General features: G+C 70.5%; 10 protein-coding genes and 1 pseudogene. 9 read left to right on the top strand and 2 right to left on the bottom strand.

The genetic code is table 11. The features are described from left to right. The first annotated feature begins 5 nt into the window (after positions 1 to 5). The 5 genes and pseudogenes from yajC to Dvina_RS42240 form a co-directional block, all read left to right on the top strand. Complete coding sequence (gene yajC / locus Dvina_RS42260) at positions 6 to 353, top strand: preprotein translocase subunit YajC (RefSeq protein ID WP_246655675.1); 348 nt, start codon at positions 6 to 8, stop codon at positions 351 to 353. Between the two features lie 91 nt (positions 354 to 444). Next, positions 445 to 2,286 carry a protein translocase subunit SecD gene (gene secD, locus Dvina_RS42255; RefSeq protein ID WP_223096040.1) on the top strand — a complete coding sequence of 614 codons (1,842 nt, stop codon included), beginning with the start codon at positions 445 to 447 and terminating at the stop codon, positions 2,284 to 2,286. A gap of 2 nt (positions 2,287 to 2,288) precedes the next feature. Next, on the top strand, positions 2,289 to 3,461 hold the full coding sequence (secF, locus tag Dvina_RS42250) for a protein translocase subunit SecF (RefSeq protein ID WP_223096038.1): 1,173 nt from the start codon (positions 2,289 to 2,291) through the stop codon (positions 3,459 to 3,461). Between the two features lie 72 nt (positions 3,462 to 3,533). After that, a complete protein-coding gene (locus tag Dvina_RS42245) occupies positions 3,534 to 4,058 on the top strand; it encodes an adenine phosphoribosyltransferase (RefSeq protein ID WP_246655674.1) in 525 nt (174 codons plus the stop codon). 370 nt (positions 4,059 to 4,428) lie between these two features. Next, positions 4,429 to 6,684: pseudogene (locus Dvina_RS42240) on the top strand (RelA/SpoT family protein); the annotation flags it as partial. 82 nt (positions 6,685 to 6,766) lie between these two features. On the opposite strand, the gene Dvina_RS42235 reads toward Dvina_RS42240, so the two are convergent. Continuing rightward, entirely contained in the window at positions 6,767 to 7,639 is an 873-nt protein-coding gene (locus Dvina_RS42235) for a peptidylprolyl isomerase (RefSeq protein ID WP_223096032.1), read from the bottom strand. A 55-nt stretch (positions 7,640 to 7,694) separates the two neighbouring features. Further along, entirely contained in the window at positions 7,695 to 8,606 is a 912-nt protein-coding gene (locus Dvina_RS42230) for a peptidylprolyl isomerase (RefSeq protein ID WP_223096030.1), read from the bottom strand. A gap of 166 nt (positions 8,607 to 8,772) precedes the next feature. On the opposite strand from Dvina_RS42230, the gene Dvina_RS42225 reads away from it, so the two are divergent. The 4 genes from Dvina_RS42225 to Dvina_RS42210 are packed head-to-tail and all read left to right on the top strand — an operon-like array spanning position 8,773 to position 14,140. Beyond that, positions 8,773 to 9,471, top strand: coding sequence for an MBL fold metallo-hydrolase (locus Dvina_RS42225; protein WP_223096028.1), 699 nt, complete (start codon positions 8,773 to 8,775; stop codon positions 9,469 to 9,471). 6 nt (positions 9,472 to 9,477) lie between these two features. Beyond that, positions 9,478 to 10,803 carry a histidine--tRNA ligase gene (gene hisS / locus Dvina_RS42220; protein ID WP_223096016.1) on the top strand — a complete coding sequence of 442 codons (1,326 nt, stop codon included), beginning with the start codon at positions 9,478 to 9,480 and terminating at the stop codon, positions 10,801 to 10,803. Between the two features lie 41 nt (positions 10,804 to 10,844). Next, positions 10,845 to 12,674, top strand: a complete 1,830-nt coding sequence (aspS, locus tag Dvina_RS42215) for an aspartate--tRNA ligase (RefSeq protein WP_223096014.1) — start codon at positions 10,845 to 10,847, stop codon at positions 12,672 to 12,674. 44 nt (positions 12,675 to 12,718) lie between these two features. Next, entirely contained in the window at positions 12,719 to 14,140 is a 1,422-nt protein-coding gene (locus tag Dvina_RS42210; RefSeq protein ID WP_343217198.1) for a replication-associated recombination protein A, read from the top strand. The last annotated feature ends 240 nt before the right edge of the window (positions 14,141 to 14,380 follow it).

The raw sequence follows: 14,380 nt of genomic DNA, 5'->3' as shown, positions 1-14,380 counted from the left end.
TAATCGTGAATTATGCCGCGGAAGCCTCGGGCGGCAGCTCGGCACTCCCGCTCCTCGTGGTCGTCGCCTTCGCCGCCTTCGTGTATTTCCTCATGATCCGGCCGCAGCAGAAGCGCCGCCGCGAGGTCCAGGACATGCAGTCCACGATGGGCCTCGGCGACGAGGTCGTGACCGTCGGCGGGCTCTACGGCATCGTGACCGAGGTCGCCGACGACTTCGTCATGCTCGAGATCGCACCGGGTGTCTCCGCCAAGTACGCCCGCGCCGCGATCGGCAAGGTGAACCAGAAGGCGGCCGTCGAAGAAGAGCCGGCCGTCGAAGAGGAGTCCGTCGTCAAGCCGGACGCCGACTGAAAGTCCCGCTCACCAGCCCCGCCATAGCCCCGCCATGAAACATTCACGCCGCGCGACCCTCGCCGGCGTCGTGTAGGGAGACCCGACAGCCGTGGCACAACCTCAGGCACCGATGCGCCCGAGCCGCCAGCTCGCCGTGCTTGCCGCCATCTTCATCGTGCTCGCCGCCCTCGTGTGGTTCGGTGGCAGCGGTGGGTGGCGCAACCGGCTCGAGCCCAAGCTCGGCCTTGATCTGATCGGCGGGACCACGGTCACGCTGCAGGCCCAGAACCTGGAGGGCGGTCAGAAGCCCACCAAGGATCAGATGGAGACCGCCCGGAGCATCATCGACCAGCGGGTCAACGGCCTGGGTGTCGCCGAGGCCGAGGTCGTGGTCGAGGGCGACAACAACATCGTCGTCTCCCTCCCGGGCAAGAGCGATGACCGGCTGAAGCAGATCGGCCAGACGGCGGAGCTGCGCTTCCGCATGGTGCTGGGCTCGACCGGCGACACCGGTGCCACGCCGTCCGCCTCGGCCACCCCGTCGGCCTCCACGGGTGCCTCGACGCCGCCGTCGACCGCCGCCTCGGCGACCGGCCAGCCGTCCGCCAGCACTTCTGCGGGGCAGCCGTCGGCCACCAGTGCCGCTCCCTCCGCGTCGGGCTCGCAGTCGGCCGCCGCCGCGGCGAGCGCCAAGCCGTCGGAGTCGGTGGCGGCGGACCTGGCCACCCGGCGCACCGCCCTGCAGAACAAGGTCGGGCAGGCCGCCTGGGCCGCCGCCCTGGCCGAGCAGGCGCCCGTCGACTTCACCAAGGACCAGGGCAAGGCCGCGCTCTACACGCCGTTCAAGAACCTGACCCCGCAGGAAGTCGCGGATCTGCCGGCGTCGATCCAGTACAACATCCCGTACATCACCTGCGACATGCTGAAGAACCGGCCGGTCGGGTCGATCAGCAAGGCCACCGAGCCCGCCGTCGCCTGTGAGCCGGGCACGAAGTACCAGCTCGACGTGGCCAAGGTGCTCGGCACCGACGTCAAGAGCGCCAACTCGGGCATCGACTCGCAGAACGGCAAGTGGACGGTCAACCTGTCGTTCAACGGGACCGGGCAGAACGCCTGGACCGACCTGACGCGGGTGGCGTACAACAACGGCCAGGACAGCAAGCAGGTCGCCGTGGTGCTGGACAACGTGGTCGTCTCGGCCCCGGTGATCCAGAACGTCATCCCCGGCGACGCGACGATCAGCGGCACCTTCACCAAGTCGGAGGCGCAGCTGCTGGCCAGCCAGCTGCAGTACGGCGCGCTGCCGCTCTCCTTCACCTCGCAGGACGCGCAGAGCATCTCGGCCACGCTGGGCAGCTCGCACCTCGAGGCGGGCCTGCTCGCCGCCGGTATCGGCATGCTCCTGGTGGTGCTGTACTCGTTCTTCTACTACCGCCTGCTCGGCGCGGTCATCATGCTCTCGCTGGTGCTGTCCGGCGTGCTTGTCTACATGTCGATCGTCCTGCTCGGCCGCTCGGTCGGCTTCACGCTGAGCCTGGCCGGCTTCGCCGGGTTCATCGTCTCGCTCGGTGTGGCCGCCGACTCGTTCGTCATCTACTTCGAGCGGCTCAAGGACGAGATCCATGAGGGCCGGAGTCCACGCAGCGCCGTGCCCCGGGCCTGGGTCCGGGCCCGCCGCACGATCATCTCGGCCAACACGATCACGCTGATGGCCGCGGCGATCCTGTACTTCGTCTCGATCGGCTCGGTGAAGGGCTTCGCCTTCGCCCTGGGTGTGGCGACGATCCTCGACCTCCTGGTCGTGTTCCTGTTCCGACACCCGATCATGACGCTCTTCGCCCGCAGTAAAGCATTCCTGTCGCCACGGGTCAGCGGCCTCGGCCGCGTGCTCGAGGGGACGAGGACCGAGCCGGTGCCGACCACCCGTCGCAACCGCCCGAAGGAGGCCTGACCATGGCTGGCAGCGGAAGGGGTCTTGCGGCCCGGCTGTACCGCGGTGAAGCCGACGTCGACATCGTCGGCCGGCGGAAGCTCTGGTTCACCGTCGCCGGCATCGCGATCATCATCGCGGTGGCGAGCATGTTCGTGCGTGGCTTCACGCTCGGTATCGAGTTCGAGGGCGGGAACCAGTACAACGTCCCGGTCAAGGTCGGCACGCTGAACGAGGTCGAGCAGGCGTTCACCGACGCCGGCGTCTCGGTCAAGACCGGCCAGACCATGGGCGACACGCAGTACGTCATCAAGACCGAGCTGATCACCGACGCGCAGCGGCAGACCCAGATCAAGGACGCGGTCGCCAAGCACTTCAACATCACGCCGGAGCAGATCAGCGACAGCGCGGTGAGCACCTCGTGGGGCGGCCAGGTCACCAACAAGGCGGCGCTGAGCCTCGCGATCTTCCTCGCCGCGGTGCTCGTCTACCTCATCGCGCGCTTCGAGTGGCGGATGGCCGTCGCCGCTGTCGCGTCGCTGCTGCTGGACCTGATCCTGACCGGCGGCGTGTACTCGCTCGTCGGCTTCGAGGTCACGCCGTCCACGGTCATCGGCTTCCTGACGATCCTCGGTTTCGCCCTGTACGACGTCGTCGTGGTGTTCGACAAGGTGCAGGAGAACACCCGGGGCATCACGGGGTCGAGCACGACGACCTACGCCGAGGCGGCCAACCTGGCCGTCAACCAGACGCTGATGCGCTCCATCAACACGGGTCTGGTGGCGCTGCTGCCGGTCGGCGGCCTGCTCTTCATCGGCGCCGGCCTGCTGGGCGCGGGCACGCTGAAGGACCTCGGCCTGGTGCTGTTCATCGGTATGGGCGTCGCCGTGTACTCGTCGATCTTCTTCGCCACCCCGGTGCTGGCCGAGCTCAAGAGCCGTGAGCCGCGGCTGCAGCAGCACGCCAACCGGGTCAAGGGCAAGCGGGCGGCGCTGGCCAAGGAGGCGGCGGCCCGCGCGGCCAACCCGCCGCGCGACAGCGACGGGGTGCCGGTCGGCGGCCCGGCGAAGTCGGTCGAGCGCTCGGAGCTGGCCGGTGCGGCCCCGCGGCCGGGTGCGCGCCCGGCGGCCCGGCCGGGCCAGGGCAAGCGTCCCCGCGCCGGTGGACGGCCCGGCGGGGGCGGCGCACGGCGTTAGTCGTACAACTGCAAAAATCACGGGCGTCGCTGGTACTGCGGCGCCCGTGATTTTTTGCGTGAGGGAGCATTGGTGGAGATCGCCGACCTGGTCGCGAGCAAGGTGCTGGATGTCCCGGACTTTCCGAAGCCGGGGGTGCTGTTCAAGGACCTCATGCCGCTCTTCGCCGACGGCCCGGCTTTCGCGGCCGCGATCGACGCGATCATCGCCGAGCAGGGCGCGGACAGCTTCGACGTCGTCGCCGGGATCGAGGCGCGCGGTTTCGTGATCGCCGCCGCGGTGGCCTATGCGACGGGCAAGGGTGTTGTCCCCATCCGCAAGGCCGGCAAGCTGCCCCGCAAGACCGTCGCGGCGACCTATGCCCTGGAGTACGGCGAGGCGACCCTGGAGGTGCACGCCGACGCGTTCATCGCGGGGGAGCGGGTCCTGGTCGTCGACGACGTGCTGGCCACCGGAGGGACCGCCGCGGCGACGCTCGGACTGGTCGAGGAGGCCGGCGGCACGGTCAGCGGCTTCAGCGTCCTGCTGGAGCTGGCGTTCCTGGAGGGGCGGGCGAAGCTGGCGGGACGCCCGATTCATGCCCTCTTGACCGTCTGAGGGGCGTTTTCCGAGGCTGCTCCGAGCCCTCCGCTGACGGGAATTGTCGGCGGGGGCGGGTAAGCTTGCGGTTCGGAACGTTGTCGGCGATGAGGAGCGGCCGGTGACCGGCGACATCGCACCCCCCATTGAGGGTACGGTCGACCACGTGCAGGATGAACCGCAGGACGCCCGCGAAGCAGCCGCGCCGGAGACGGCGGAGGCCGGCGGCGTGGTGCTGCAGTTCCCGACGCCGCCGGGCACGCCCCAACGGCGCGCCTCCGACCAGCCGGCCCAGCGCCGCACGCCCGAGGAGATCCTGGGCGAGGACACCGAGGACCTGACCGACGCCGCGACAGGCGTCACGGGCACGATGGCCGGCCTCGTCGGCGCCGCGCCCACGGGCCGCCGCGTGCGCGCCCGCCTGGCCCGCTTCAACGCGCCCTGGCAGAGCCCGTCGGTCAGCGAGGTCCTGGAGCCGCTGATCGCCCAGCACAAGGCGAGCCACCCGAAGGCCGACGTGCGTCTCCTGCAGCGGGCCTATGACATGGCGGAGCACTTCCACAAGGGGCAGTACCGCAAGTCCGGCGACCCCTACATCACGCACCCGCTCGCCGTCGCCACCATCCTCGCCGACCTGGGCATGGACACGACCACGCTCGTCGCCGCCCTGCTGCACGACACGATCGAGGACACCGAATACACCATCGAGCGCATGCAGGTCGACTTCGGCGGCGAGGTCACGCTGCTCGTCGACGGCGTCACGAAGCTCGACAAGGTCAAGCTGGGCGACGCGGCCAAGGCCGAGACGATCCGCAAGATGGTCGTGGCGATGGCCAAGGACCCGCGGGTCCTGGTGATCAAGCTGGCCGACCGGCTGCACAACATGCGCACGCTGACCTTCCTGCCCCGCCCGAAGCAGGAGCAGAAGGCCAAGGAGACGCTGGAGATCCTGGCCCCGCTCGCGCACCGGCTGGGCATGAACACGATCAAGTGGGAGCTCGAGGATCTGGCGTTCCGCACGCTGTTCCCCAAGCGCTTCGACGAGATCAGCCGGCTCATCGCGGAGCACACCCCGCAGCGCGACTCCCTGCTGCGCAGCGTGACCCAGAAGGTCGCCAACGACCTGCGGACCTCGAAGATCAAGTCGGAGGTCACCGGGCGGCCGAAGCACCTCTACTCCGTCTACCAGAAGATGATCGTCCGCGGCCGCGACTTCGGCGACATCTATGACCTGGTCGGCGTGCGCATCCTGGTCGACACCGTCCGCGACTGCTACGCGGCCCTCGGCGTGATCCACGCGAACTGGCAGCCGGTCCCCGGCCGGTTCAAGGACTACATCGCCATGCCGAAGTTCAACATGTACCAGTCGCTGCACACGACTGTCATCGGGCCTACCGGCAAGCCCGTCGAGCTGCAGATCCGCACCTACGCCATGCACCGCACGGCCGAATACGGCATCGCGGCGCACTGGCGCTACAAGGAGACCAAGAACGCGACGATCGCCGGGCCGCCCGCGCACATCGACGAGATGACCTGGCTGCGGCAGCTGCTCGACTGGCAGCGCGAGGCGAGCGACCCCAGCGAGTTCCTCGACGCACTGCGCTTCGACCTCTCGAGCCAGGAGGTGTACGTCTTCACGCCGAAGGGCGACGTGATCGCGCTGCCCACCGGCTCGACCCCTGTCGACTTCGCCTACGCCGTGCACACCGAGGTCGGCCACAAGTGCATCGGCGCCCGGGTCAACGGCAAGCTCGTGCCGTTGGAGAGCACGCTGTCCAACGGCGACGTCATCGAGATCTTCACGTCCAAGTCCGAGACCGCCGGCCCCACCCAGGACTGGCTGGGCTTCGTCAAGAGCCCCCGGGCCCGGACCAAGATCCGGCAGTACTTCAACAAGGAGCGCCGCGAGGAGGCGATCGAGGCCGGCAAGGAGGCGATCGTCAAGGCCATGCGCAAGCAGGGCCTGCCGCTGCAGCGCCTGCTGACCTCCGAGTCGCTCATGACCATCGCCCGCGAGCTGCACCTGGCCGACGTGGCCGCGCTGTATGCGGCGGTCGGTGACGGCCAGAGCTCGGCCCAGTCCATCGTCCAGCGCCTCGTGCAGGGCTACGGCGGCGAGGAGGGCGCGGTCGAGGACATCGCCGAGACCGCCATCCCGACCCGGCCCGCCCGGCCCCGCACCGCCGCCAGCGACCCGGGCGTCGAGGTCCTCGGCGTCGACGACGTCTGGATCAAACTGGCCCGCTGCTGCACCCCGGTGCCGGGCGACGCCGTCTTCGGCTTCGTCACCCGCTCCGGCGGCGTCTCCGTGCACCGCGACGACTGCGCCAACGCGGGCGACCTCAAGGAGCAGCCGGAGCGCGTGCTGGAGGTGAGCTGGAAGCCGACGAGCGCCTCGACGTTCCTGGTCGCCATCCAGGTCGAGGCCCTCGACCGCCACAAGCTCCTCGCCGACGTCACCCGCGTCCTGTCCGACGAGAAGGTCAACATCCTCTCCGCCACGGTCACCACGACCCGCGACCGGGTGGCGATCAGCCGCTTCAGCTTCGAAATGGCCGACCCGAAGCACCTCAACCACCTTCTGGCCGCCGTCCGCCGCATCGACGGCGTCTACGACGCCTACCGGGTCACCTCAGGCGCCTGAGCACCACCGCCCGCCGCGGGCGTCACAGACGGCGAAGGCCGCCCACCGGTGTGGTGGGCGGCCTTCTGCGGTCCGGCGGGTGTTACTGGGCCGGGGCGCTCATCGTGAGGCTCTTGATGCGCACCTCGGTCTTCGGCTTGCCGTCGCTCGGCCCGGTGGAGGGGTCGGGGGCCGGGGCGGACGGGTCCGGGATGACGCCGGCGTCCGCGACCTTCTGGATCAGGTCGAGGCCCTCGGTGACGCGGCCGATGACCGTGTAGTTCGCGTCCAGCTTGGCGATGTCCTTGTACACGATGAAGAACTGGCTGCCCGTCGAGGCGGGCTGGCCCGTGTTCGCCATCGCGACGACGCCGCGGCCGTACGCGGGACGCTTGCCGGTCGGCAGGTTCTCCTCGGCGTAGCGGTAGGAGGGGCCGCCGTAGCCGGTGCCGGACGGGTCGCCGCATTGCAGGACGTAGATGTTCTGCACGACGAGCCGGTGGCAGATGCTGTCGTTGAAGAAATTCTTGCTGGCCAGGTACGTGAAACTTTCCGCGGCGCAGGGCGCGTGAGCGGTGTCGACCTCGATCTTGACGGTGCCGACGCTCGTGTCGAGCGTCATCGTCTGGGTGCCCGTGCGGGCCTCACCGGTGGCCGGGGGCGTGCCCACGTCCTTGGTGTTCTTCGCGGTCTCCGGGTCCGGCGACGCGCTGGCGCTCGGGTCGACGAGCGGCAGCCAGGTGCACTTGGTCGGGGTGGCCGAGGCCGACGGGTCGGCGGCGGCCTGCTTCTTGTCGTCGCCGGTCAGCGCGATGACCACCCACGCGGCCGCGAGCACCACGATCAGGGCGCCCGCTCCGGCGGCGATGATCGTGTTCCTACGGCGCCGGCCGCGGGACTGCTCGGCCCGCTCGGCCATCTCCCGCTCCAGCCGCGCACGCGCGGCGGCGCGCTGACGGTCCCGGTTGGTGGTCACGGTTGGTACTCCTTGCTCAACAGGGATGGATGAAACGGGGACTGGATCACGCCGGTCAGGAGTTGCCCGGGGCGCTGCTGGTGGCGGAGGGGGCCGCCGAGGCCGGGGCCGACGTGCTCACCGAGGGGACGGGCTCGGCGGCGCCAGGGTCGGTGTCGGTGACGGTCAGCGAGCTGATCTTCACCTCCTGGTTCGGCTTGCCGCCACCGGCCGAGTTCGAGCCGTCGTTGCCGGCCGCGCCGATCTTCTGCAGGACGTCGAGGCCGCCCGTGATGGTGCCGAAGATGGTGTAGTTCGGCGGGAGCTGCACGTCCTTGAAGACCAGGAAGAACTGGCTGCCGTTGGTGTTGGCGCCCGAGTTGGCCATGGCCAGGGTGCCGGCCGGGTAGAGCGCCGTCGCCGCCGTCTGCGCCGCGGGGTCGGCCGAGGCGCTCGCGCTCGGGTCGGTCGACGGGGCCGCGGCCTGGGGCAGGTTCTCGTCCGGGAAGCGGTACTGCGGGCCGCCGCTGCCGGTGCCCGACGGGTCGCCGCACTGCAGCAGCGTGTCCGTCGAGCGGTGGCAGGTGGTGTTGTCGAAGAACTTCTTGCCCGCCAGGTACGTGAAGCTGTTGACGGTGCACGGCGCCTTGCTCGGGTCGAGCTTCGCCGTGACCTTGCCCTGACCCAGCGTGATCGTCATCGTCTTGACACCGTTCTCGACGATGTCCTTCGTCGGCGGCTTGCCGACGTCGACGAGGCCGGTCGCCGCGTCCGCGCCCGTGTAGGCGCACCGGTCCGCTGAGGCCGGAGCGGGAGAGAAGCCGCCGGTCTTCCAGATCACGACCACGACCAACAGTGCGAGCACCACGGCACTGCCGATGCCCGCCTGCCACTGACGGCGGCGCCGCGCCGCGGCCGCCCTCCGGGCAATCTGCCGTTCGGTCTTGGCCCGCGCCAGAGCGCGCTGCCGGCTCTTACTGGAAGCCACCTGTGCTCCCCTCCAGGAAAAAACATTTGGGTGCCATGTCACACGCCCGCCAGAGTGTACGGGTAGAACCCGGAATGCGGGTCGCCGCCCGGTCACGGTTCGCTGGGGCTGACCTCCGGATAGGGTCTAGCTGGTTATTGGCAGGACATCGACAGGGAGGAACGCCGTGCTGGTTGCCGGGTTCCCCGCCGAGGCGTTCGGGACCAACTGCTTCGTCGTGGCCCCCGGGCCGGGCGAGCAGTGCGTGGTCATCGACCCGGGCATCGGGGTGACGGACCGGCTGGACGAGGTGCTCGCCGAGCATCGGCTCCAGCCCGCCGCGGTACTGCTGACGCATGGTCACCTCGACCATACGTTCTCCGTGACGCCGGTCTGCGGCGCGCGCGGCATCACCGCCTACATCCATCCCGAGGACGCCGAGATGCTGGCCGACCCGGCGAAGGGCCTCAGCACCGACCTCACCGCCCTGTTCGGCGGGCGGCTGGAGTGGAGTGAGCCCGAGGACGTGGCGCCGCTGGAGGACGGCCTGGTGCTGAAGATCGCCGGGCTGGAGCTCACCGTCGACCACGCGCCCGGCCACACCCGCGGCTCGGTGATGTTCCGGGTCCCGACTGCCGACGGCCGGGCGGGCGGCGCCCCGCTGTGCTTCTCCGGTGACGTGCTCTTCAAGGACTCGATCGGCCGCACGGACCTGCCCGGCGGCAGCATGAACCAGATGATGGCCAGCCTGCGCGACAAGGTGCTGACGCTGCCGGACCAGACGGTCGTGCTGCCCGGCCACGGCCCTGAGACGACCATCGGCCGCGAGCGGGCCCGCAACCCCTATCTCCGTGAGGCGCTCGACGCGCCGCGTAAAGGCTGGTAGACACCCATGACCCGACCTACTCCGCTGTCCGGCTTCCCCGAGTGGCTCCCGGGCCAGCGCGTCGCCGAGCAGCAGGTGCTCGACCGGCTGCGGCGCACCTTCGAGCTCTACGGCTTCGCCTCCCTGGAGACCCGGGCCGTCGAGCCGCTCGACCAGCTCCTGCGCAAGGGCGAGACCTCGAAGGAGGTGTACACCCTCAGGCGCCTCCAGGCCGGGGAGGGTGAGGATGAGCTGGCCCTCGGGTTGCACTTCGATCTGACCGTTCCGTTCGCCCGTTACGTGCTGGAAAATGCCGGTAAGTTGCAGTTTCCCTTCCGGCGGTACCAGATCCAGAAGGTTTGGCGGGGGGAGAAGCCGCAGGCCGGTCGCTACCGCGAGTTCCTGCAGGCCGACATCGACATCGTCGACCGGGACACCCTCCCGCCCCACTATGAGGCCGAGATTCCCCTGGTCATCGGCGACGCGCTGCGCTCGCTGCCGATTCCGCCGGTCAAGATCATGGTGAACAACCGCAAGCTCTGCGAGGGGTTCTACCGCGGCCTTGGCCTGGAGGATCCCGAGGAAATCCTCAGAATAGTCGACAAACTGGACAAGATCGGGCCGAACGCCGTCGCCCAGATGATCGTGAGCGCCGGCGGGACCGAGGCCCAGGCCAAGGCGTGCCTCGCGCTTGCCGAGATCCGGGCCGGGGACGCCTCCTTCGCGGACGCCGTCCGCGCGCTCGGCGTCGAGCACCCGCTGCTCGACGAGGGCGTCGCCGAGCTCGCCGCGGTCGTCGAGACCGCCCGGGAGCACAGCCCCGGCCTGGTCGAGGCCACCCTGAAGATCGCCCGCGGGCTCGACTACTACACCGGCACCGTCTACGAGACCGAGCTCGTCGGCTTCGAGCAGTACGGCTCCGTCTGCTCCGGCGGCCGCTACGACAACCTCGCCAGCGCGGGCAAGGACGTCTTTCCCGGCGTCGGCATCTCCATCGGCGTCTCCCGCCTGCTCGGCCTGCTGTTCGACGCCGGTGAGCTGAGCGTCAGCCGGCCGACCCCGACAGCCGTGCTCGTCGCGCTGTGGAGCGAGCAGGAGCGGGCGGCCAGCAACCGCATCGCCGCGAACCTGCGCGCCCGGGGGATCGCCACCGAGGTCGCCCCGGTCCCGGCCAAGCTGGGCAAGCAGATCCGCTACGCCGAGCGGCGCGGGATCCCCTACGTCTGGTTCCCGGCCAGCGCCTCGACGGAAGGTGGCGACCAGGTCAAGGACATCCGCTCCGGTGACCAGGCGCCCGCGTCCAGCGAAGGGTGGATACCCCCGGCCGAGGACATGGCGCCGCGGCTGCAGTGAAAGAATGTGGGCGTCTTGCGTAGTTCGCCGAAGGAGACCCCGTGATCCGATCCCATCAGTCCGGCTCTTTGCGGGCCACCGACGCCGGAACGACCGTGACGCTGGCCGGCTGGGTGGCCCGCCGCCGCGACCACGGCGGGGTCATCTTCGTCGACCTGCGCGACGCCTCCGGCGTGGTCCAGGTGGTCTTCCGCGAGGAGATGCAGGCCGCGCACGCGCTGCGCAACGAGTACTGCGTGCTCGTCGTGGGCGAGGTGCGGGCCCGGCCGGCCGGCAACGAGAACCCCGACCTGCCGACCGGCGCGATCGAGGTCGTCGCGAGCGGCCTCGAGGTGCTCTCCGAGGCCGCGCCGCTGCCGCTGCCGATCGACGACGGTGAGGCCGCAAGCGACGACGTGCGCTACCGGTACCGCTACCTCGACCTGCGCCGCTCCGGCCCGCACAAGGCCATGAAGCTGCGCAGCCGGGCCAACCAGATCGCCCGCAACCTGCTCGCCGACCGCGACTTCGTCGAGGTGGAGACGCCGACCCTGACCCGGTCCACCCCGGAGGGCGCCCGCGACTTCCTGGTGCCGGTCCGGCTGCAGCCCGGCACCTGGTATGCGCTGCCCCAGTCGCCGCAGCTGTTCAAGCAGCTGCTGATGGTCGGCGGCCTGGAGCGGTACTACCAGATCGCCCGCTGCTACCGCGACGAGGGCTTCCGGGCCGACCGCCAGCCGGAGTTCACCCAGCTCGACATCGAGATGTCGTTCGTCACCCAGGACGACATCATCGAGCTCGGCGAGTCGATCGTCAGGTCGCTCTGGTCCGACCTGGCCGGGCACGAGATCGTCGGTGACATCCCGCACCTGACCTGGCACGAGGCCCTGGCCCGCTACGGCTCCGACAAGCCCGACCTGCGCTACTCGGTGGAGCTGACCGAGCTGACGGAGTATCTGCGCGGCACCGAGTTCCGGGTGTTCGCGGGCGCGATCGACGCGGGCGGCTACGTCGGCGCGGTCGTGATGCCCGGCGGCGCGGCGCAGACCCGCAAGGAGCTCGACGGCTGGCAGGACTGGGCCAAGGCGCGCGGCGCGAAGGGCCTGGCCTACGTGGTCCTCGACGCCTCCACCGGCGAGGCCCGCGGCCCCGTGGCCAAGAACCTCTCCGAGTCGCACCTGAGCGGCCTGGCCGACTTCGTCGGGGCCAAGCCCGGCGACGCCGTCTTCTTCGCCGCCTCGACCGAGCGCCGCGAGGCCCAGGAGCTGCTCGGCGCGGCCCGCGTCGAGATCGCCAAGCGGGCCAAGCTGATCGACGAGAGCGCCTGGGCGTTCTGCTGGATCGTCGACGCGCCCATGTTCGAGCCCACCGACCCCGAGGCCGGCGGCACCGGCGGCGGCGCGAAGGGCTGGACCGCGGTGCACCACCCGTTCACCTCGCCCAACCGGGAGTGGATCGACCGGTTCGAGGAGTCGCCGGGCGAGGCCCTCGCCTACGCCTACGACATCGTCTGCAACGGCAACGAGATCGGCGGCGGCTCGGTCCGTATCCACCGCGGTGACGTCCAGCGGCGGGTCTTCGACATCCTCGGCATCACCGCCGAGGACGCGGCCGACAAGTTCGGCTTCCTGCTCGAGGCGTTCAAGTACGGCCCGCCGCCGCACGCCGGCATCGCCTTCGGCTGGGACCGCATCTGCATGCTGCTGGCCGGGGCCGACTCGATCCGCGAGGTCATCGCGTTCCCGAAGACCGGCGGCGGCTACGACCCGCTGACCGGCGCGCCGACCCCGATCACCAAGGAGCAGCGGGCCGAGGCCGGCGTCGACGCCAAGCCCAAGGCCGCGCCTCCGGCGACCGCGACCGACCAGGTCCCGGTCGAGCGGTCGAAGTAGGTTACCGACCTGTAGGGTCGGGGGCCGTGGACGGCTTGTTTGAGGTGCAACCAACCGGTGGCGGCGACGTTTCCCCAGCTGGGGGCGGCGCCGTCACCGGTGGTTTCACCGACGTGGCGGCCGACGCGCCCCTCGCGGTGCGGATGCGCCCGGCCAGCCTCGACGAGCTCGTAGGCCAGCAGCACCTGCTCGCGCCCGGCGCCCCGCTGCGCCAGCTCGTCGGCGGCGCCTCGCCGATGTCGGTGATCCTCTGGGGCCCGCCCGGCGCCGGCAAGACCACTATCGCCCACCTCGTCGCCGGGGCCACCGACCGCAACTTCGTCGCCCTCTCGGCCCTGTCGGCCGGGGTCAAGGACGTCCGCGCGGTCATCGACACCGCCCGCAAGGAGCGCCGCCGCGGCGGCCCGCCGACCGTGCTGTTCATCGACGAGGTCCACCGCTTCAGCAAGACCCAGCAGGACTCGCTGCTGGCCGCCGTCGAGGACCGCACCGTGACACTGCTCGCGGCGACGACGGAGAACCCGTACTTCTCGGTCATCTCGCCCCTGCTGTCGCGCTGCGTCCTGCTCACGCTGCAGCCGCTGACCGACGACGACGTGCGCACCCTGCTGCGCCGTGCGGTGGCGGACGCCCGCGGGCTGGACGGCGCTGTGGCCCTCAACGACGATGCCGAAGCCCATCTGGTACGGCTGGCCGGCGGCGACGTCCGCAAAGCCCTCACGGCCCTGGAAGCGGCCGCGGGCGCGGCGATCGCGCAGGGGATGCCCGCCGTCGACCTGGCCACCGCCGAGAAGGCCGTCGACGTCGCCGCGCTGCGCTACGACCGTGACGGCGACGAGCACTACGACGTCGTCAGCGCGTTCATCAAGAGCATCCGCGGCTCCGACGCCGACGCCGCCCTGCACTACCTGGCCCGCATGATCACCGCGGGGGAGGACGCCCGATTCATCGCCCGCCGCATGGTCATCTCGGCCAGCGAGGACATCGGCCTGGCCGACCCCACCGCGCTGCCGATCGCCATCGCCGCCGCCCACGCCGTCGAGCTCGTCGGCCTGCCCGAGGTCCAGATCGTCCTCGCCCAGGCCGTCATCCATCTCGCGCTCGCCCCGAAGTCGAACGCGGTGGTCGCCGCGATCGGCGCCGCGATGCAGGATGTGCGAGCCGGGCACGGTGGTGCAGTTCCTGCGCATTTACGCGATTCGCACTACAAGGGGGCGAGCCGGGTCGGGCACGGGAAGGGGTACAAATACCCGCACGACGACCCCCGGGGCGTGGTCCAGCAGCAGTACGCCCCGGAAGGGGTCCGCGACCGGGAGTACTACCGCCCCACGGGGCATGGCGCAGAGCGCGCGGTGGCGGAACGATTGCCGAAACTGCGGCGTATCGTGCGGGGGACTGGGGCATCTGGTTCTCCTGGGGCGGGTGACGCTTCGGAACCGAACAGCACGGAGGAGCGGCACCGGTGACTGACGAGGCCAAGAAGCGGCGCGGCCGCGGCAAGGCCGACCCGGGCCCGTCCGCGGACGCCGAACTCGGCTGGCTGGCCGAGCTCCGCAGTGCCGGCAGCGAGCAGTCCGACGAGTTCGCCGGCGACCCTCGGACAACTCCGAGCCTCGGCGGTTCATCCTCGGCCGCCCCCGCAGACGTACTCGACGGAGTGAATCCCCGCCGACCGGTCCCGCCCCAGTCCCGCGGCGGCGACCCGT

The sequence above is a fragment of the Dactylosporangium vinaceum genome (assembly GCF_019904175.1).
GTDB classification, from domain to species: Bacteria; Actinomycetota; Actinomycetes; order Mycobacteriales; family Micromonosporaceae; genus Dactylosporangium; species Dactylosporangium vinaceum.
Note: the sequence above shows the minus strand (reverse complement) of the source record. Positions and strands in the feature narration are given on the sequence as shown.